Raw genomic sequence first — 19292 nt, 5'->3', positions numbered from 1 at the left:
GGTCAATGCATCCGGCGGAATCATGGTTACACCCATTTGTCTCGCACAGCCACCGCAGCTTGCGATCAAGATGCCCACCACAATTCGACGTGCCCAACTCGGACACGTCAAATTCGTTGTGTCGATCGTCATAATTGTCCACCGGTAGAGGATACGCAACTCTGTTCACGGTGAAAAGCTAACAGAATGCCGGGTGCCGCTGCTAACTGGTCCTGCATTGGCACCCGACGGACTATTTCTCCACCCACTCCACCGGTTGTGGCTGCATTTCTTCGGTTGGGACATGCCCGGCATCGGCGCGGCCGCTGCCTTCCAGGCGGCTGGTGGCCCGTACGCTCATGTCGTGATCACACATAATTTGGCAACTGAGACGTGCGTCAGTCAAATCTCGGGCTTGCAACGTCTGTTTTTCGGCGGCCGTCATGCGGTCCGGTTCGCCGGAAATAAATTCGACCCGGCAGGTGGTGCAGCGGGAATTCCCGCCGCAGGCGTGGAGTTGATCCACACCCGCCTCGTCGGTCAGCGCCAACACAAGCCGCTTGCCTTTGGGAACTTCAAACTCTCCCACACCTTCCACAGTTAACTTTGGCATCATTTTATCCTTTAGTCGTTAAGTGGCTCACGTTGAGCGTCATTCCGTTTGTGGCCGTGATATCAATCTGACAGACAGCAGTTGCAATGGGGGCTTCCCCAGGAGGATGCCCCATCGGTAATCTTACGCAATCCAAACGTTTTTTACTTCGAATCGCCGGCTGCCTTGAGGAACTGTTGGTAGGTCGCGGCGACATTCGCTGATGAGGTCGTACCCGGGTGGACATAGAGTCCATAACGCAGCCGTAGCGTTTTACCTTTTAGAATCGTCACCGGGTCTTCCGGTCGTTTCTTATTGGTATAGGCGTGGGGGCCGAACGGGCTGATGGAGAATAGGCCGTAGTTACGGACGTGATATCTTGAGGGGCGAAAATTCAGCGGGTGGTCGAAGAGGGCGGCACCGTACGTCTTGCCGTCGACCGGGCCGTAGTAGTCGACCCAATCGGAAACCTTTCCCCAACATGCGCCGCTTCCTTTGAGGCCTTCAGCGTTTTCCACGTGTCCCCCTTCTTTTTCGCGAATCGTATTCGCCAGGCGGATGCCGAACAGCCCTTCTTTGGTATCTTCAAACGTCACGTTTTCCGACAGAGCGGTGAAATTGATGTCATAGACCATCAGGCCGTTGGGAAAGATGGAAATCGTGGTTTTCTCTTCCAGCAAGGGCTGCGAATCCGCGTTGAGCCAATGGTTCACAGTTTCCATCACCGCGGGCGCGCCTTCCGCTTTGAGGATTTTCACGGAAGCATTTTGGATTTTCGCGCGTTCCGCCCAATACCTCAGGCCGTTCACTTCATCAACTGAGACCCAGACCCCTTTATGGTGGGGATGATCCTCGGGATCTTTCAGTCCGCGGGTAATGATTGCACCATCAGCGGCGCGGATGGGAGAGAAAAATGGTTTCGGCAGGTCGTGGCTGAAATTGTAGACGGCGAAGGGGGCTCCGTTGATCGAAACGTCGACGGTGTCTGCTTTTTTGTCTAGTTTCACCACGCCCTCGGCTGCCGAGGCGTAAGTCGGCAACAAGGCCAACGCGGCGATCATTAGATAGTGCTTCACGGAAAGTGCTCCTGGTGAGTCGAGGTCAATAATCGGGGCTGATAACCGTCGCCTTAGCAGTGTTTGCGATGGAATCGGCTTGAAAACGATTTTTCGGTTGCTTGAGCCCATGGTAATCCGGTGGCGCTCGCTGGTAAACCGCGTCGATCGTCGAAAAGTGGGAATTGGGAAACGGTCTTACGTTTCCGCTAACCGGCAATCTCATGCCCTCAACCCAGCTCAGCGGGGACGCAGTGGACTGCTACTAGGCAGAACCGTTGCAGGGGAACAAGTCGCCCATGGCTTGCCTATCTCACCTGACAGCCACAGATTCGGCAAGATATAGGCATTGTACCGAAAGGCCTGCCCGCAAAGTCGGGTCCAGTTTGACTAAGCGTCACCGTTGCGCAACTCACGCATGAAATTGCCCTAAGTTTTTACCAGTTTATAACTTCGAGAGTCTCAAGCATGTGTGAGCGATGGACCGATATTTTGGACCAGTCTTGTTGTGACGGCCAATTGGTTTGGACGTCAGAACCGATGGCCGATTGTTGGCACCGATTTACAGAATCACCCAACTCCGGCCGGGGAAGTCACAAATCTCATTGAGAAAAACTGAGTGCGAAATGTTGTCACTCTGTTCGAGATTGCGATTTTAATCAGCCACAAGAGTGCGACGCGCGTCGCAGGCCGCGAGATTCCAATGACCACCCGGAATCAAGCTGCTGATACGAAACTCTGGACGGCGCAATCCCCACACGAGTGATAAAGAACTTCAATCCCAAGGGAAGGAGATGTTGTTCCATGAAATGGATCAAGGTATGCACCGCGATGGTTGCACTGATGGGTTTGGCGAACACGGCTCAAGCCGGTTTGTTCGGCGGACACCACGGAAGTAGTGACTGTTGTGGAGCCGCGAAAAGCTGTGATTGTGCGTTGGCCTGTCCGCGCATCTGTTGTAAACCCGTCATCTGTCGTCCGACCTGTCACAAGGTCTTTAACTACCAACGGTCGTGCTGCAAGCCGACCTGCTGCGACACTTGTGCTCCGACTGATTGTTGCGCCCCCAAGGCGTGCTGTGCTCCTGCCGACCCGTGCTGTGCCCCCGCTGGCGACGCGTGCTGCGCTCCTCAAGCGTGCTGCGCTCCCGCTGGTGACGCTTGCTGTGCACCGGCCTGCAATAGCTGCTGTGCTCCGGCTGCGAACAGCTGCTGTGGCCCGGCGACCTGCTGTGCCCCGGCTCCGTGCTGTCAACCTCGCGTCGTTTGCGTTCCCAAGTGCTGCCCCAAGCCGTGCTGGAATCCTTGCAAATGCTGCGAGCAACTGTGTGACAACAAATGCTGTGACAACGCTGGTTGTGCCCCCGCTGGCGACGCCTGCTGTGCCCCGGCTGGTGATGCTTGCTGTGCACCGGCTTGCAATAGCTGCTGTGCTCCGTCCTCCTGCTGCGACACTGGTTGCGGTGGTGGATGCTGCGACTGCGAGCAAATCTGCTGCGACGATGATCCGTGCGAAATCGCACACTACATCTACCTGTCGCAAACGGAATGCTACGCCAGAAAGCGTGCCCGTGCGATTAGGAAGCTGAAGAAGTTCAAGTGCGTCTGCAACCCGGAAATCATGTGTGCCTTGGTTGTGGGATTGAATGACTGCGACGAGCGGGTCCGGAAGGCTTCTGCCGATGGAATCCGTCACCAAGTGAAGAAGTTCCCTTGCTGCTGCTGCAAAAACGTGGTTTGTGCCTTGGCCAGTGCCCTGGGCGACTGCGACCGGGGTGTTCGCCGCGCTGCGGAGAAAGCCTTGGAAGAATGTGGCTACGAAGTTGACGATTGCTGCAACTGCAGCAGCTGTGGCCAAACTTGCTGCAACACCTGTGCCCCGGCTGCCTGTGGTGCCGCTGGTGCCGCCCCCGCCCCGGCTCCGGCCGAAGGTGGCGACGAAGCTGCTCCGGCTCCGGCTCCTCCGGCCGAACCGGAAGCGTACTTCCCCTCGCGGATTCGCAACAAGCAAACGCAAAAATCGCAACGCGGTTTGAGCAACTTGTTTGGTCTGATTCGCTAGTCGAAAGAGGTCTGTAGTAAAGTTCTGAAGAGTTGTGATAAGGGCGGCCTCGATGGATCAAACCATCGGGGCCGCCTTCTTTTATGCGCTATTGAGGTTGGATAGCGAGAATCAAATTCCTTTTTCAACTGAGGAATTGAGCCTGGATTTACGGTTCCCCCTTGCGAGAAGGCCCGTTGTCAGCGAAAATAAACATTCGTTGATGCGTCTAGCCCACCCTGCCGACCCCGCCACCCACCTACAATTTCAAACACCCACTATGCCACGATATCTGCCAATTATTCTGCTGGCCATTTGTGGAGCCAATCTCACGACGTTCGCAATGGCTGCCGAACCACCGACCTTCGAAAAGGACGTGCGTCCGATTCTCAAGACGCATTGCTTTGCCTGCCATGGCGAAGCGGGGGAAATGGAAGGCGGGCTGGATCTTCGACTCCGCAGGCTCATGGTCACAGGTGGTGACAGCGGTCCGGCGATTACGCCGGGTGATCTAGAAGACAGTGTGCTGTTGGATAAAGTCATCGAGCAGGAAATGCCGCCGGGCGACACCAAGTTGTCGGACAAAGAGATCGACATCCTCCGCCGTTGGATTTCCGCAGGAGCAAAAACGGCACGTCCAGAGCCTGAGAGCCTCGACCCGGCCTCCATGATCACAGAAGAAGAACGCAATTTCTGGGCCTTCCAACCGATTCGTGATCCGCAAGTTCCCGTCGTTCAACATGCCGACGACGTCCAAACCCCGATCGACGCTTTTTTGTTGCGGCGTTTGGAGGAGAAAAACCTCGCGTTTGCGCCCGCCGCGGACAAACAGACGCTCGTTCGACGGGCTTATTTCGATCTGATTGGTCTGCCCCCGACTCCGCAGCAGGTGCAAAACTTCGTCAATGATGCTGCCCCTGATGCGTACGAAAAAGTTTTAGACGAGCTGTTGGCTTCCACGCACTACGGTGAACGTTGGGGACGACATTGGCTGGACGTGGCCGGTTACGCCGACTCCGAAGGTTTCGCAGAGGTCGACCAGGTTCGTGATCATGCCTACAAATACCGCGACTATATCATTCGCGCGTTTAACGCCGACAAACCGTTCGACCGGTTGATTGTGGAACAACTCGCCGGAGATGAATTGGTCCCCATGCCGCACAGAAACTTGACGCCGGAGCAGATCGACATCTTGACCGCCACGGGTTATCTGCGAATGGCACCCGATGGCACGGGTTCAGGTGGCGTCGATCAGCCGGTTGCCCGCAATCAAGTGATTGCCGATACAATTAAGATCGTCTCGACATCGTTGATGGGCATGTCGGTCGGTTGTGCGGAATGTCACGATCACCGTTACGATCCCATTCCACAAACTGACTACTATCGCATGCGCTCGATCTTTGAACCGGCTTATGACTGGAAAAAATGGCGGTCCCCCCGAGGTCGCCTGTTGAGCTTATACACCGATGACGACCGCAAGCAGGCTGCTGATATTGAAGCAAAAGCCAAAGTCATCGACGCGCAGCGAACCAAGAAACAAAATGAATTTATTCAAGCCACATTAGAGTCGGAGTTGGCCAAGCTGCCCGAGGAGTTGCGAGAAACGGTTCGTGCAGCTCGCGAAACCCCGGCAGCCAAACGGACTCCCGAACAAAAAAAGTTGCTCAAAGAGCATCCCAGCGTCAACGTCTCGGCCGGCTCGCTATATCTCTACGATCGCAAGGCTGCTGATGAGTTGAAGAAAATGTCAGCTGAGGCGGCCAAGATCCGAGCGACGAAGCCCAAAGAAGAATTTGTAAGAATCCTCTCCGAACGACCGGGGCAGGTTCCGTCGACGCATTTATTTTATCGCGGCGAATACGCGCAACCGAAACAAGCATTGGCGCCGGCGGGGCTGACGGTCATTAGTTGGATGACCCCCACAAAGATTCCCGTCAATGATGCAACTCGTCCAACCACCGGACGGCGGCTGGCGTTTGCCGAGCAATTGACCGATGGAAATCATCCCCTCACGGCCCGCGTGTTGATCAATCGCGTGTGGGCACATCATTTCGGTCGTGGCATCGTCGGCAGCCTCGGCGATTTTGGAGTCCTGGGCGATCGCCCCACGCATCCCGATCTATTGGATTGGTTAGCCAGCGATTTCATGCAGGGAGGGTGGAAATTAAAGCGGATGCACAAAATGATCATGCTCTCGACCGCTTATCGCCAATCTTCAAAACGCCGCAGCGAAATAGAAATGGCTGATCCCGATAATCTGTTGTACGGACGGATGTCGATTCGCAGGCTTGAAGCGGAAGTGTTGCGTGATTCGATGTTGGCGGTTAGTGGAAAACTCAATACCGAGCAATTCGGTCCACCGGTCCCGGTTCGTGAAGATGAAGTCGGCCAAATTGTGGTCGGCGTTGATACGACCGATTCGGCCGGACGCCCCACAGGGAAGGCTGTCGATCTGAAAGGCAAGGAATTTCGCCGCAGCGTTTATATTCAAGTCCGTCGCAGCCAACCGTTGGCGGTGTTAGATGCGTTTGACGCGCCGATCATGGAACCAAACTGCGAAGCCCGCACGCCATCGACGGTCGCGCCGCAGGCATTGATGCTGATGAACAGCAACTTCACGATTTCGCTCGCCGAGCACTTCGCAAAGCGGATTGAAACGGCCGCCGGCGCCGAGCCAACAAAACGGGCAGCGCTGGCTTGGCGACTTGCTTTCGGCGTTGAGCCTTCGGAATTGGAACAGCAAGCGGCGGTTGACTTTTTGCGAGACCAAGCCGAACACTTTAAAAGTCATAAGATTAAAGACGATAAGACTTCGCCGGAAGACCACGCGTTGGCCGTTTTCTGCCAGGCACTGTTTAGTACGAATCGTTTTCTGTACGTCGATTGAAATCCAATTCAGGCTCCGTTTTTTGTAGAGGAGCAATCATCATCATGGCTACCACAATTCTGATCACAGCCGAGGAGTATCTGCTGCAAGCAGAGAGCGACCGCCCGACGGAACTTGTCGAGGGAGTCATGTATACAATGAACCCACCCGGATTTCGACACGGACAGATTTGTAATACAATCGGAAGGTTGTTGGGCAATTTTGTCGACGAACAGCAAACCGGAACAGTTGTCTGCAATGATTCCGGTGTCATTACGCAGCGCAACCCCGATACAGTACGCGGAGCCGACGTGGCGTATTACAGCTACCAGACTGTTCCACGCGGACAAGCCCCTGAGGGGTACCCACCTGGGCCACCCGATATTGTTTTTGAAGTGCTCTCACCCAATGATCAAGTCGCAAACATCAAACAAAAGACCAGCGAGTATCTGCGGGTGGGCGTGGCAGTCGTCTGCGTTGTGGATGATCGTCAGCGAAGCATCGCGACGTATCGTGCCGGGGATCAGACGGATGTTTTTGACGAAACGGATGAATTGACCTTCCCCAATGAATTGCCCGATTTTGCAGTGCCGGTCTCGAGAATATTAGCCTAAAGTACGAACTGCCAGCGCACCCTCTTTCATATTGTTGACGACAAGGCAACGGCCATGGCCACCACGACGACATACATGACCGCGGACGAGTATCTGCATCTGCCCGATAGCGGACAGCCGACAGAACTCGTGCGAGGAGACGTGCTCACAATGAATCCCCCCGCATCCAGACACGGACAGATTTGCTCACAAGTTGTTTATGTTTTGCGACAGTTTTTAGAGCACGATGACCTGGGGCACGTGCTCAGTAACGACTCGGGCGTCATCACGGAGCGGAATCCCGATACGGTTCGCGGTGCCGATGTTGCATTTTACAGCTATCAAAAAGTTCCGCGCGGGCCGTTGCCGCCTGGGTATTTACCAGTTCCGCCTGATTTGGTCTTCGAAGTGCTTTCGCCCAGCGAACGACGTACGGCGGTGCTTGCGAAAGTCGCCGAATATCTGGAAGCGGGCGTTCAAGTGGTCTGTGTTCTAGACGACGAACCGCAACGCGCTGACCTTTATTATGCCGACAAACCGTTCGATACGTTAAACGCCGATGATCAGCTGGCCATTCCCGACGTGTTGGGAGATTTCCAAGTTCTCGTCGGCAAGTTTTTTGAATAACCTACCTACGGATAGTATCGCCGCATATCATGATTGATCCAACCAGACCACAATCCACCCGTCGCCACTTTCTGGCTGCCAATGCAATGGGTATTGGCTCGTTGGCGTTGGCGCATCTGCTCCACGAAGAAGACGTTCGCGCCGAGGCGATCAAACCCGACGTCGGGCCACGGAATTTTGATCTGACCCCCAAGCAGCCGCATCATCCCCCCCGCGCCACGGCGATGATCTCGTTGTTCATGCAGGGGGGCCCCAGTCACATCGATATGTTCGATCCCAAGCCGGAAATGGCCAAATGGGACGGCAAGAAGTTTCCCGGCACCGTGAAATACGACAACGCTGCCCAGGCCAGTTCCAAGGTCTTGCACTCCCCTTGGAAATTTCAGGCACACGGCGAATGTGGCATGGAACTCTCTGAGTTGTTGCCGCATCTGGCGAATGTTGTTGACGACATCACGCTCGTTCGTTCGACACGTACCGGTGTGAACAATCATGTCCAATCGATTTATGCATTAAACAACGGCCGTATTCAAAGAGGCCGACCGGCGCTGGGAAGTTGGTTGACTTACGGATTGGGTACACCGTCGCAGGAACTGCCCGCCTATGTGGCGATGACCGACCCGGCCGGTTTACCGGTGGCAGGTGTCCAAAATTGGTCGAATGGTTGGTTGCCGTCGTTGTATCAAGGAACTGTGGTTCGTCCGCAAGAACCTCGGATCCTCAACCTCAATGCGCCGACGCATCTTCGCGGGACTGCCCAACGACGATATCTGGATTACGTCGATGCGCTCAATCAAAAACATATTGAAGACCGCCCGGGTGAATTGGACCTGCAGGCGCGGATTGCCAGTTATCAACTTGCAGCCCGCATGCAAACCGCTGCCACCGAAGCACTCGATCTCTCACAAGAAACCAAAGCCACGCAAACGATGTACGGCATGGACGACCCGGCGACAAAAGATTATGGCAGCCGTTGCCTCATCGCCCGCCGGTTGGTCGAACGGGGCGTTCGGTTTGTGCAGGTCTTTACACAAAACCAATACTGGGATCATCACGGAAATATCAAAAACTCACTCCCCAAAGCCTGCAAGAAGACCGACCAACCCTCTGCCGCACTTGTCGCCGATCTCAAGCAACGCGGATTGCTCGACAGTACTGTCGTGCACTGGGGTGGCGAAATGGGGCGGTTGCCGGTGATTCAAAACGAAAAGAACATCGGCCGCGATCACAACACGTATGGCTTTAGCATGTGGTTGGCCGGCGGTGGCTTCAAAGGGGGCTGCGTGCATGGTGAAACCGACGACTTCGGCCACCATGCTGTCACCGATGTCGTCAATCATTACGACTACCACGCCACGCTGCTGCACCTATTCGGTCTCGATCCCGAAAAACTCTCCTACAAACGCAACGCCCGCGAACAAACCCTCCTCGACGGCCAACCAGGCCGCGTGGTGGAGCAACTACTTGCGTAGTTGCTTAGGCTGTAGGCTATAGACCTTAGGCTTTAGGGCGTTGGATTTACCGCGTCGACCAGGAAGTGTTCGTCCAATGCTCGTCGGCCACCATGGTCCAACCCTACAGCCTAAAGCCTAAGGCCTAAGACCTCCGCCCATTTGCGTCGGACTCTGCCGTCGTGTACCGTGCAGGCAAGCCTGTGGATATGGCGGTCATGTAGGAGTCTTCAGTATGCATGTGTTGTTTGTTCATAACAATTTCCCCGCTCAGTTCGGGCATATCGCCCGGCATTTGGTGCAGAACAAAGGGTTTGAATGTTCGTTTGTTTGTGAACATCCTTCCGCCGATGTCGATGGGGTGCGGCGGATTCAGTATCAGGCCAAAGGGGGGGCGACCAAGGCGACGCACTATTGCAGTCGCACATTTGAAAATGCGACTTGGCATGCTTGGGGTGTCTACGAAGCGATGAAGGCGCACCCGGAAATCAAACCCGATTTGATCGTCGGGCACAGTGGGTTTGGTTCGACGCTGTGGCTGACCGATTTGTACGATCGTCCGATTATTAATTACTTCGAATACTATTACCGCGGGCATGGGTCTGACCTCGACTATCGACCGGAGTACCCCGCCAAAGATATGAGCATTTTGCGGTCGCGGGCTCGTAATGCCATGATCCTGCTCGACCTGCAAACCTGCACGCGAGGCTACTCGCCCACGAATTGGCAACGCGAACTCTTCCCGGACGAGTATCAGCCCAAATTGGAAACGATTTTCGACGGCATCGACACCGACCTGTGGCATCGCCGCGACGTCCCCCGCAAAATCGCCAACCGCGATATCCCCGCCGACACCAAGATCGTGACTTATGTCTCTCGTGGCTTCGAATCGATGCGGGGCTTTGACATTTTTATGAAGGTCGCCAAACGCATTTGCGATGTGCGGAGCGACGTCATCTTTGTTGTGGTGGGCAGCGACCGTGTCGCCTATGGCGGCGACTTAAACCATATCGAGGAGCAATCGTTCCGCGAACATGTGCTTAAACAGGATAACTACGACCTCAGCCGCTTCATTTTCACCGGCCGTATTCCCACGCCGGATCTCGTGAATGTCCTCAGCCTCAGTGATTTGCATATCTATCTCACTGTCCCATTCGTGTTGAGTTGGTCGCTGATGAATGCGCTGTCGGTGGGCTGCACGGTCTTGGCCTCCGATACGGCTCCGGTCCAAGAGATGATCGAGCACGAAAAAAACGGGCTACTCGCCGGTTTCGCCGATGTCGACGCGCTGACCGCCCAGGCGATGAAAGTCCTCGACGACCCCGCAGCCTTCCGCCATCTCGGCCAAGCAGGCATGGAGATGATCCAGGAACACTACAGCCTGGAGAAGAAGACGCCGCAACTGCTTGATCTATTTGAGCGGACTGTGAATGAGGCATCCCGGTCGTAATCGTGTGAATTCTGGTGTCGACTGTTCGTATAGACAATTGTCTTGACGCGATAACCAGTCGCACCACCTGCTCCCTTGAGGAGCGATCCGCGAGTATGGCTCGTGATACTATTGAAACGTGGACCAACAGACCGAGGAGGTGACCTGCATGGCGCGTTCTGCACCTTTCAAACCTACGGTATTGATCGTCGTGGTGTGCATTGTGGCCGCTATTGTGGTGGGTGCGTTGGACGGTGTGCAGGAGACACGCGAGACCGACGCCAGAACAAAACAGGCTCCGATGTCACTGACCGCCAGTCAGCTTCGCCAAGCACTTGATCGGCAGGTTGACGTTGACGTCGACAGATTGCCGTTGAAGCGCGCGATTGAATCGGCAGTCGCAGAGCAGGGGATTCTGGTCCGTTTTGACGAGACCGCATTCAACGACGACATTTTTACTAAACCGGTCACCATGCATTTGAAACAAATTGCCCTGCGTGACGTGTTGTCGTTATTGCTCGTGCCACGCGGCGGCGCGTACGTGGAGAATCGCGGCACGCTGTTGGTGACCTCCGAAAGTTCCGCCGCTTACATGCTAGAAACGCATTTCTATCGGTTGCCGGATTTGGTGGACGGTGATGGACCAGTTGATGCAGAAGCCATGACTTATTTGATCCTAAGGAATGTAGCTCGCGAAAGTTGGGGGCAACCGTTCGGTCAGGGCACGATCACCGATGTCGAGAATGGCCTCTGGATTCGCCATACGCAAGCGGTGCACCGTGAACTCCAGAGCCTCTACAGGCAACTCGACCGTTTTTACGCCCATCCGGGCGGCTGTGATTATCCTGCGCAGCCGGGAGCCCCCGCATCCGCTCAAGATCTTGCGATCAGCCTGCGCCTTGAACAGCCGGTTAATGTGGATTTTGTAGATACGCCATTGGTGGATGCGCTGCATGAGCTGGCGAACCGTTGTCGCATCAATATCTGGCTGGACGAACAGAGTCTCTCAGACGAAGGCATTAGCCCGGATTCTCCGATCAATGATGACATCGAAGAGATTTCGTTGAAGGCCGCGCTGCACACAATGTTTTTGCCGTGGCAATTGACGTTTGTCGTTGAACATGGGGTATTATTTGTGACGACGCCACGGATCGCCGAGGAAAAAGAAATTGCACGAATTTATGATGTCCGCCGAATCATTGTTGGAGACGATTACGATTCAATTTGCAATTTGATCGGGACAACAGTGGCCCCCGATTCGTGGCCAGCAAGCACGGGACCTGTACAAATTGGAGTCCTCCCCGGAATGCTCGTGGTCTCTCAGACACAAAGCGTTCACGCCGAAATCGCCCAACTGCTGTTCGACATCCAGCGCATCCGCACAACGCCGCGCATTCAGCGCCCAGCGCCGATGCCGAGCAATCGTCAGCGCCGCGTGGAGGCCTGGATTCAGCAGTTGTTATCGGAAAACGTCAACCTCGTCGTCGAAGACGAGCCGTTGTTCGGCGTGCTGAAAACGCTGGCGAAGATGCACGATATTCCACTCTGGTTGGACAAGGTGACGCTATTTGACGAAGGCATCAATCCCGATTCACCGGTTAGCATCACAGCCTCGGGTGTCACACTAGAATCATGCTTGCAAACAATCCTAAAGCCGTTGGATTTGGTGGCAATTTACGACAACGAGCAACTTCGCATCACTACGCGGCGAATCGCTGAAGAAGAATTCACGATTCGAGTCTATGATGTTGTGGATCTCGCTGAGAAGATCGAGCCTGTCCCCGCTGTTCATCGCCAACATCAAGGTGGCGGATTTCAGGGCGCTGGATTTCGGGGGCAGGGACAGTTTCAAGTCGGCTCCGACGATTTTCAGGGAGGCCGGTTCATCCGCCACGTGCCGGTTGTTGATCCGCCTGTTGATCCGGCGGTTCAGGAGCAATATCGGATTGCCGATGCGACTCAGCAGATAGCGGACACTCTCAGATCCGACCTCGCCATCGAGACTTGGGACAGCACCGGTGGTTACGGCTCAGTCCAGGCTTTCCAGGATATGCTTGTCGTACGTCAAACCGAGGCGGTCCACAAAAAAATCGTCCGCCGTCTCCAGGAGATGCGGCGGACGCTCGTGGATGGTCCTTGATTTGGCTGACTAGCAAGCTCGGGACGTCTTAATACAACGCCCCCGCCTGTTTCGCGGACGCGGAACAACTTCCGCTGCTGCAGCTGCTTTGGCTGGCCTGACAGCTTCCGTTGGTGCAGTTAGCTGGTGAAGCAGAGCAACTGCCGTTGGCACAAGCCGCACCGGACTCGGCAAATTCGTGGGCGGGCATGTTATGGCTGGCCGTTGCGCAGCCGGTGAGCAACAGGCATCCGCACATGACCGCTCCGTACAACCCGATTGAAATCCGTTTCATAGCGTAATCCCTTTTCGCAGAATCCGTTCCCAGCGATTGATAACCGGCGGTCTCAAAACCCCGCAGAGCGGTGACGGGATATCGTTTTCACATCCGCTGACGATATCCGGAGATGCCTCGATGAAAAGGGTATCGACGTTTTGGGGATCGGACTTTGTGAGGCAGGCAACACTTGGGGAAATCGGTTACGCGGGTGGCCCGAGCCACAGGCTCATCGCAACGATTGCTACGAGAGAGGACGCGTCATTCCATGCGTAAGAATCATCGCGATGCCAATAGCACCTAGCGAGATGAGACATCCACAGCGAGATAACAAGATGAGACCGCCGCCGGGCGAGCGCGGCGGCGGCGGCCACATCGAGTCTCAATCGGCTCAGTTGCCAGGTTTGACACCACAGAGCCTGCAGAAGTTCACTTGTCTTGAGGGTTCCCATGATCCTGTTCCCAACGATCGAGCATCTCGCGGAGTTCTTGGATTTCGTTGGCCGAGATGTCTCGTTCTGAAATCAAATGTTGCACCAACGGCAGTGTGGCCCCATCGAAGAGCCGCTGCAGAAAATCGTCGACCGTTTCGCGAATGACTTGCCTGGGCCGGACTTTGGGGGAGTAAACCTTGCTGCGGCCGTCTTGTTGGGTGTTCAGATATCCTTTGGCTTCCAGTCGGCGGAGATAGGTTTGCACGGTTTTGAAATCGAGTTCCCGCGCTGGATCGACCTGTTCAAAGACCTGTCGCACGGTGGCGTTGCCCAAATCCCAGACGATGCGGGCGATCTCCAATTCTGCTTTGGATGCCGGTTGTCGTTTTCCCATGCTGCGCCTCCTTCCCTTCAACTTACGTATGAAAGTCATTGTAGCGTACCTTTGTAAGCCGTCAACCCCGTCCCAGCGGCTTTGGGGGGCGACCTACGGTGATCTTTCTCGCACGGAAGAGCAGGCGAACCGTGATTCGTTGGAGTCGGTCGGCCCGTGGTTGTATACTCGTTGACTGCACAAAACGTTCAGCCTGCCCGCCCTTTATTGATGGATGCCATGCCTAAATCTTTAGACGAGTACGCCGAGTGGCTCAGCAATCGCGATCTGTTGTGGCCGATGCCTCCAGAACCGATTGCGGCCAAGGCGACACCTTACCTGAAACCGTTGCCCAATATTCGGGGCGTGGTGTGGAATCTCTACGGGACGTTGTTGACGATTTCCGAAGGGCAGTTGTTGCACCGACATCCCCAGCAACTCCCCATGCAGATTGCCTTGGACAAGACAATCAAAGAATTCAACATGTGGAATTCCATGAGCCGCAAGCCGGGCGCGCCGTGGGAGTACTTTCTGCACAAATACGATGAGACGGTTGACCGGTTCGCGATGGGGGGCACGAAGAAGCGGGGACAGGCCCCGGAGGTGAGTAGCACCGAGATTTGGCGGACGATGATCGGCCGGTTGCAGCAGAAAGACTATCAGTTTGACGCCTCATTTTATGGCAGTTTGGACGATTTTTGCGAAAAGGTCGCCTATTTTTTCCATTCCTGTCTACAGGGTGCCGCTGCGGCCCCGGGCGCCTCACAGGCGCTAGAAGCTGTTTCGGAATCGGGGCGGACGCAAGGGCTGCTTTCCGACGCGCAGTCCTTTAGCTACACACAAATGTTGCGAGCACTGCGGCAGCAAGGTAAACTACGCGCGCCTGAGAATTTGTTTGCGCCAAATTGTCTTGCGTTATCTTATCGCGTGGGATTTCGGAAACCGTCTCAGGTCTTGTTTGACACGAGCGTGCAACAATTTGAGAAGCTGGGGATTCCCGCCAAAAACGTTTTGTACATCAGTTCACGCATCCGCGATGATTTAGGTGTCGCAAAAAAGCTGGGAATGAAGACCGCGCTGTTTGCCGGCGACAAATCCAGCCTGGACGCCTCAGCGGAGGATCTCAAAGACAGTGCCATCAAACCGGATCGGCTGATCGTCGAACTCTCGCAGATTGAGAAAATCTTGTCGATTTCTTAAAACCCACCACAAAACCCAGCGCGATGTCTGGTTGAGGCCCCGGAATGGGCTGCGTGACGTCGTGTCGGTCGGTTTTGATTTCAGTTGGCGTGGGGAACCGTTTCCCCAGGTCGATTGCCCACCTTATTGAAAAATGAGCAGAGCCCATGCCACCACCACTGTTATATGATTTGGACCAGATCGACTTTAGCAAGCCGATTTTTGATATCGATGCCATTCGTCGGATCAACCCACAACGCAATCAGATGGAGCATTTGACGGCGATTGTGCACGTTGATCGCGATAACCATGGCGTTGTCGGCTATTTGGATGTCACCGAAGAAGAGTTTTGGGTGGCGGGCCATATGCCCGGATTTCCGTTGATGCCGGGCGTCATCATTTGCGAAGCGGCCGCCCAATTGGCCGGCTTTTATGCGCGCAAGTATGACCTGCTGGGCGGGGATTTCCTCGGATTTGGCGGCATGGATGAGATTCGCTTCCGTGCTCCCGTCTATCCCGGCAGCCGTCTGATTCTCATGGCTCGTTGCACGAAATTACGTCCCAATATCCGTGCGGTGAATACCGTGCAGGGGGTTGTCGACGGAAAAATGGTCTTTAGCGGCACCATCATCGGCGTGCCGATTAAACGAGAAACCAAATCGAGCTAGTTGTCACTCAACGTCTGCTTAGTTTGTCGTTGTGAGCGGCACTGGTTGACAAACCAGAAGCGGCAGCCCCCCATCGGACGCTGCCGCTGCAAATTTTCAACGAGTTTTCAACATCGACTTTTAGTGACGACCGAATCGACGCATATGGCTTTAGCACCCCAGATTGACCTTCGTCCGTACTTTCAGATTCTCGCCGATATCGAAGGCCCGTTTGACTGGCAGGACTACTTTGGAAACGACCATCCGGTTGAAGTTGAAGTCGGAGCTGGTCGCGGTTTGTTTCTGTTCAATGAGGGGCAGCGACGTCCCGAGTCAAATTTCTTGGGAATTGAGATTAACTATCGCGAAGGGCGGCGAGCGGCTCTGCGGGTTGCTAAACGCGAGTTGTCCAATGTCCGATTTTTGGGTGGTGATGCGAAAGTTGTGCTGGGTGAGCGTATTGCTTCGGCCAGTGTGGCGGGAGTGCACGTTTATTTTCCGGATCCCTGGTGGAAACGGCGGCACAAGCCGCGCCGTGTATTTGATACTGTGCTGGTGGAGCATGTCCGGCGGATTTTGATTCCGGGAGGCAAGCTGCATTTTTGGACTGATGTCGAAGAATACTTCGATGTGGCAGTGAAAATGGTCGACGAACACCCCGCATTTGGCCCGCGAACGACCCCTCCAGAGCGTTCGCCGGAAAACGACATGGATTACCATACGAGTTTTGAGCGGAAGAAACGGAAGCTGGGTTTGCCGATTTTCCGTGCGCAATGGTGTAAACTAGAAGAGTAGCGAATTAAATTGGAATTGGGAGGTCATGAATCTGAATCGACCTGCCTTGGGGTTGGTTTCGCAACCTGTTTCCATGAATGGGGTTATGGCTCCTGTCGGCAGGGGCCGACTTGGCGACACAAGAGTTCGCCATTACTTTCCAACAGCAATGTCTTCACGCACGTAGTTAACGACGAACGGCGTGAAGGGAATTGCTTATGATTTTAATGTCAAAAAACGAGGCCGGCACAACCGATCTTGAGGAATCCGGGGTTACGCTCAGTGACGCCCGTTTGGTGGAAGATGTGCGCCGTGGCGACAAGGATGCTTACGGCGGGCTGGTGACACGCTACGAACGGCGGCTGATTGGCGTGATTCTGCGGTTCGTGCATGACACGGAGCTATCACGTGACTTGGCTCAGGAAACGTTTCTCCGTGCCTTTGAACGATTGGATCAGTTTGATCCCTCGCGGCGATTTGGTCCCTGGTTGTTTCGCATCGGCGTGAATTTGGCATTGGATTATTTGCGACGCAGAAAACGTCGCGGTTGGACGTCGCTTTTTTCTGAAAGTGCTTCGGAAAAGTCACCCGATCCATCGACCGACGACCCGCGTCAGGAGATTGACCTGCGGCAGGAGGTGCAGCACGTTTTAGAGCAGATTCCGGAGAAATACCGCAAGGTACTGGTTTTACGGGATTTGGAGAACTTCTCTACTTCGGAAATTGCCGCGATTGAAAACCGCAAGGAAGCCACGATTCGTTGGCGATTGGCGGAAGCCCGGACGCGTTTTCAAAAGCTCTGGGAAAAGCGGAATTTGGATCAAGACGTTGTCGATACCTTTTTAGGGGGCGAGGAATTCACCGATGAGTTGTCATGATTTTCAACATAAGTTGGCCCTGCTGGTCGGCGATGAATTGGAAGTCAACGAGGCGGTCGCCGCCCGTAGACATATCGCTCAGTGTCCCGTTTGCCGTGAGGCATTACAGGATCTCACCGACAGTCGGACGATCATGCGTGTCGTGAGCGAAACTCCCACTGAGATTCGCGGGGAATCCCTGTGGCCACGGTTGCGTGCCCAGATTTCTCCGGCCACCGTTTTGCAGACGCAGCGCGGCTTTCCGAGTTGGCTGCCGACAGCCACGTTGGCGGCAGCTTGCGTGGCGCTCTTGATTTTTGTGGGTTCAACCCCCATGATCGATGGCCAAAGCGAACCTGTCTCGTTTGTCGATTCGAGTTTTGGGTCTCATCCGACCCCAGCTGCCAATGCGTCGCAGTTCGGTGATTTTCGCCACATGCACCGCGGTGGGACTGGTGCCGAATCCAATATGCTCGGCGTGGGAGGTTCCCTTAATTTTCAATCACCGCCACAACAGCAGTTTCAGCGCGGACCTTATTTCGAACCGCTGAACGAACTTTAAACCGAAGGCGTTTTTTTGCCATGCCGATATTTGAGTACGCCTGCTCGGCCTGTCAGCATGAGTTTGAACTCCTTGTGAGAAACGGCGAACAGGTAAAATGCCCTGATTGTGGTGCTGGCAAGTTGGAGAAGTTGCTCAGCGCTCCAGCGGCACACGCCACCCGCACTGCGGGTGGTTTGCCGATCTCCAACGCTTGTCCCCCGAGCGATGCTCCCCCCTGCAGTCCTGGCTGCTGCCGCATGTAAGCCGCGTGTGCCGACGGCGCAACGACTGCGATTGAAATCCAGACCTGAGCGCCGTATTCTGCAAGCAACCGGCTTCTCGACTCGATTCGTGGCCGGTCATTCCTGATTGCTTTGGTTGCGGGGACGTTGTGGATTTTCCAAGCTGCGTTGCGCAATGGGGCGATCTGCGGCATCGTAGCTTCCCCTTCTCCCCAGATCTTGCGCGATTGTGCATTGAGTATGCGCGTACATCTATTTCATTTGGATAGCCCAGCCATCGCCGTAGGCATCACCTGCCTTCAGGGGGGGAGAGTATGATTACCATCCGCCCCGCCGTCGGCCCAGACGTTGAGACCGCCGTACGATTGCTGATGCAGCAGGTACCGGTAGCGGATCGACAGCTACGCGTCGCAAATGCCTTGGCCTCTGCCGCACATGGTGAGTTGATCCTGGACGATCTGCTGATCGGCTACCGTAGCGAAGAACCGGTCGGCGCGATCCTTACGGTCATTCAACCGGGGCAAACGGCATCGGTCTGGCCCCCCGAAGTTGCGAATGGGGATGACGAAATGGCCGACGCGCTCGTCGCTGCGGCCGTCCGGCATTTGGAGGCAGCCGGTGTCACGATCATACAGTCCATTTTAGAGCCGGAGGACCTGTCGGGGCGGAAACTTCTCACGCGCAACGGCATCGTGTATTTGACCGATCTGTTGTTTATGGAGCGCAATTTGGATCACAGTTGGCCGCAGGAGACGCGTCCGCCGCTGGAGTCGGTTGTCTACAGCACGGGGACGCACGATCGGTTTGTGGCGCTCTTGGAGCAATCCTATCGGGCGACGTTGGACTGTCCCGAACTGGACGGCATACGGACAGCGGAGCAAGCACTCGCGTCGCACCGAGCAGCGGGACGCTTTGCGGCTGAGACTTGGCGATTGTATTGCATCGATAACGTCGACGCGGGGGTTTTGTTGCTGTCGGAACATCCCGATCAACGGGCTTGGGAACTGGTATATATGGGCGTGGGACCGTCCTACCGAGGGCAGGGACTCGGCTGGCGGATGCTGTTGGATGCGTTACCCAAGCTGCCGCGCAGTGATGCGGACACAGTCTTTTTGGCGGTTGATAGCCGAAACCGGTATGCGTCCGCAACTTACGAGCGGTTGGGTTTTTCGGCATTGGCAACGCGTGCGCTGCACCTACATATGCGGCCCTGA

Annotated in this window: 18 protein-coding genes; 14 read left to right on the top strand and 4 right to left on the bottom strand. The window is 55.2% G+C overall.

The annotated features are described in order from the left end of the window. Positions 1-232 precede the first annotated feature (232 nt). Both CA54_RS23670 and CA54_RS23665 read right to left on the bottom strand, forming a co-directional pair. Positions 233-592, bottom strand: coding sequence for a 2Fe-2S iron-sulfur cluster-binding protein (locus CA54_RS23670; RefSeq protein ID WP_146374171.1), 360 nt, complete (start codon positions 590-592; stop codon positions 233-235). 143 nt (positions 593-735) lie between these two features. After that, positions 736-1647 carry a DUF6807 domain-containing protein gene (locus CA54_RS23665; RefSeq protein ID WP_197532773.1) on the bottom strand — a complete coding sequence of 304 codons (912 nt, stop codon included), beginning with the start codon at positions 1645-1647 and terminating at the stop codon, positions 736-738. A 1677-nt stretch (positions 1648-3324) separates the two neighbouring features. Between CA54_RS23665 and CA54_RS29595 the strand changes: the two genes are divergently transcribed. From CA54_RS29595 to CA54_RS23630, 7 genes are all read left to right on the top strand, one after another. Further along, entirely contained in the window at positions 3325-3687 is a 363-nt protein-coding gene (locus tag CA54_RS29595; RefSeq protein WP_231963178.1) for a HEAT repeat domain-containing protein, read from the top strand. Between the two features lie 259 nt (positions 3688-3946). Beyond that, complete coding sequence (locus CA54_RS23655; RefSeq protein WP_146373488.1) at positions 3947-6553, top strand: PSD1 and planctomycete cytochrome C domain-containing protein; 2607 nt, start codon at positions 3947-3949, stop codon at positions 6551-6553. A 44-nt stretch (positions 6554-6597) separates the two neighbouring features. Then, positions 6598-7146, top strand: a complete 549-nt coding sequence (locus CA54_RS23650; RefSeq protein ID WP_146373487.1) for a Uma2 family endonuclease — start codon at positions 6598-6600, stop codon at positions 7144-7146. A 54-nt stretch (positions 7147-7200) separates the two neighbouring features. Continuing rightward, entirely contained in the window at positions 7201-7752 is a 552-nt protein-coding gene (locus CA54_RS23645) for a Uma2 family endonuclease (RefSeq protein WP_146373486.1), read from the top strand. Between the two features lie 29 nt (positions 7753-7781). Beyond that, positions 7782-9224 (top strand): DUF1501 domain-containing protein, encoded by a 1443-nt coding sequence (locus tag CA54_RS23640; protein ID WP_146373485.1) that lies wholly within the window; start codon positions 7782-7784, stop codon positions 9222-9224. A gap of 214 nt (positions 9225-9438) precedes the next feature. Then, the gene (locus CA54_RS23635) at positions 9439-10653 is read left to right on the top strand and encodes a glycosyltransferase (RefSeq protein WP_146373484.1); all 1215 of its coding nucleotides are present in this window, start codon (positions 9439-9441) and stop codon (positions 10651-10653) included. A gap of 148 nt (positions 10654-10801) precedes the next feature. Continuing rightward, positions 10802-12772, top strand: a complete 1971-nt coding sequence (locus tag CA54_RS23630) for an iron-containing alcohol dehydrogenase (RefSeq protein ID WP_146373483.1) — start codon at positions 10802-10804, stop codon at positions 12770-12772. A gap of 28 nt (positions 12773-12800) precedes the next feature. On the opposite strand, the gene CA54_RS23625 is transcribed toward CA54_RS23630, so the two are convergent. Then, positions 12801-13046, bottom strand: a complete 246-nt coding sequence (locus CA54_RS23625) for a hypothetical protein (RefSeq protein WP_146373482.1) — start codon at positions 13044-13046, stop codon at positions 12801-12803. Positions 13047-13457: 411 nt separating this feature from the next. After that, positions 13458-13856: a BlaI/MecI/CopY family transcriptional regulator gene (locus tag CA54_RS23620; protein ID WP_146373481.1), complete on the bottom strand. Its 399-nt coding sequence runs from the start codon at positions 13854-13856 to the stop codon at positions 13458-13460. A gap of 219 nt (positions 13857-14075) precedes the next feature. Between CA54_RS23620 and CA54_RS23615 the strand changes: the two genes are divergently transcribed. From CA54_RS23615 to CA54_RS23585, 7 genes are all read left to right on the top strand, one after another. Further along, entirely contained in the window at positions 14076-15035 is a 960-nt protein-coding gene (locus CA54_RS23615; RefSeq protein ID WP_146373480.1) for an HAD family hydrolase, read from the top strand. Between the two features lie 146 nt (positions 15036-15181). After that, on the top strand, positions 15182-15682 hold the full coding sequence (locus CA54_RS23610) for a 3-hydroxyacyl-ACP dehydratase FabZ family protein (protein WP_146373479.1): 501 nt from the start codon (positions 15182-15184) through the stop codon (positions 15680-15682). A 144-nt stretch (positions 15683-15826) separates the two neighbouring features. Then, positions 15827-16456: a tRNA (guanosine(46)-N7)-methyltransferase TrmB gene (trmB, locus tag CA54_RS23605; RefSeq protein WP_146373478.1), complete on the top strand. Its 630-nt coding sequence runs from the start codon at positions 15827-15829 to the stop codon at positions 16454-16456. 197 nt (positions 16457-16653) lie between these two features. Then, positions 16654-17313, top strand: coding sequence for an RNA polymerase sigma factor (locus tag CA54_RS23600; RefSeq protein WP_145377199.1), 660 nt, complete (start codon positions 16654-16656; stop codon positions 17311-17313). Continuing rightward, entirely contained in the window at positions 17300-17854 is a 555-nt protein-coding gene (locus tag CA54_RS23595) for an anti-sigma factor family protein (RefSeq protein ID WP_146373477.1), read from the top strand. The genes CA54_RS23600 and CA54_RS23595 overlap by 14 nt, the downstream gene beginning before the upstream one ends. 20 nt (positions 17855-17874) lie before the next feature. Further along, entirely contained in the window at positions 17875-18099 is a 225-nt protein-coding gene (locus CA54_RS30255; RefSeq protein WP_146373476.1) for an FmdB family zinc ribbon protein, read from the top strand. A gap of 293 nt (positions 18100-18392) precedes the next feature. Further along, a complete protein-coding gene (locus CA54_RS23585) occupies positions 18393-19292 on the top strand; it encodes a GNAT family N-acetyltransferase (protein WP_146373475.1) in 900 nt (299 codons plus the stop codon).

Source organism: Symmachiella macrocystis, from assembly GCF_007860075.1.
Lineage (GTDB): Bacteria > Planctomycetota > Planctomycetia > Planctomycetales > Planctomycetaceae > Symmachiella > Symmachiella macrocystis.
This window is presented reverse-complemented; position numbering and strand designations above follow the sequence as displayed.

What these genes read in the sequence shown, in the direction of transcription:
- CA54_RS23610 (WP_146373479.1), top strand. Translation starts at nt 15,182, where the DNA reads ATGCCACCACCACTGTTATATGATTTGGACCAGATCGACTTTAGCAAG.
- CA54_RS23620 (WP_146373481.1), bottom strand. Translation starts at nt 13,856, where the DNA reads ATGGGAAAACGACAACCGGCATCCAAAGCAGAATTGGAGATCGCCCGC.
- CA54_RS30255 (WP_146373476.1), top strand. Translation starts at nt 17,875, where the DNA reads ATGCCGATATTTGAGTACGCCTGCTCGGCCTGTCAGCATGAGTTTGAA.
- CA54_RS23600 (WP_145377199.1), top strand. Translation starts at nt 16,654, where the DNA reads ATGATTTTAATGTCAAAAAACGAGGCCGGCACAACCGATCTTGAGGAA.
- CA54_RS23640 (WP_146373485.1), top strand. Translation starts at nt 7,782, where the DNA reads ATGATTGATCCAACCAGACCACAATCCACCCGTCGCCACTTTCTGGCT.
- CA54_RS23630 (WP_146373483.1), top strand. Translation starts at nt 10,802, where the DNA reads ATGGCGCGTTCTGCACCTTTCAAACCTACGGTATTGATCGTCGTGGTG.
- CA54_RS23635 (WP_146373484.1), top strand. Translation starts at nt 9,439, where the DNA reads ATGCATGTGTTGTTTGTTCATAACAATTTCCCCGCTCAGTTCGGGCAT.
- CA54_RS23615 (WP_146373480.1), top strand. Translation starts at nt 14,076, where the DNA reads ATGCCTAAATCTTTAGACGAGTACGCCGAGTGGCTCAGCAATCGCGAT.
- CA54_RS23625 (WP_146373482.1), bottom strand. Translation starts at nt 13,046, where the DNA reads ATGAAACGGATTTCAATCGGGTTGTACGGAGCGGTCATGTGCGGATGC.
- CA54_RS23670 (WP_146374171.1), bottom strand. Translation starts at nt 592, where the DNA reads ATGCCAAAGTTAACTGTGGAAGGTGTGGGAGAGTTTGAAGTTCCCAAA.
- CA54_RS23595 (WP_146373477.1), top strand. Translation starts at nt 17,300, where the DNA reads ATGAGTTGTCATGATTTTCAACATAAGTTGGCCCTGCTGGTCGGCGAT.
- CA54_RS23655 (WP_146373488.1), top strand. Translation starts at nt 3,947, where the DNA reads ATGCCACGATATCTGCCAATTATTCTGCTGGCCATTTGTGGAGCCAAT.
- CA54_RS23645 (WP_146373486.1), top strand. Translation starts at nt 7,201, where the DNA reads ATGGCCACCACGACGACATACATGACCGCGGACGAGTATCTGCATCTG.
- trmB (WP_146373478.1), top strand. Translation starts at nt 15,827, where the DNA reads ATGGCTTTAGCACCCCAGATTGACCTTCGTCCGTACTTTCAGATTCTC.
- CA54_RS23585 (WP_146373475.1), top strand. Translation starts at nt 18,393, where the DNA reads ATGATTACCATCCGCCCCGCCGTCGGCCCAGACGTTGAGACCGCCGTA.
- CA54_RS23650 (WP_146373487.1), top strand. Translation starts at nt 6,598, where the DNA reads ATGGCTACCACAATTCTGATCACAGCCGAGGAGTATCTGCTGCAAGCA.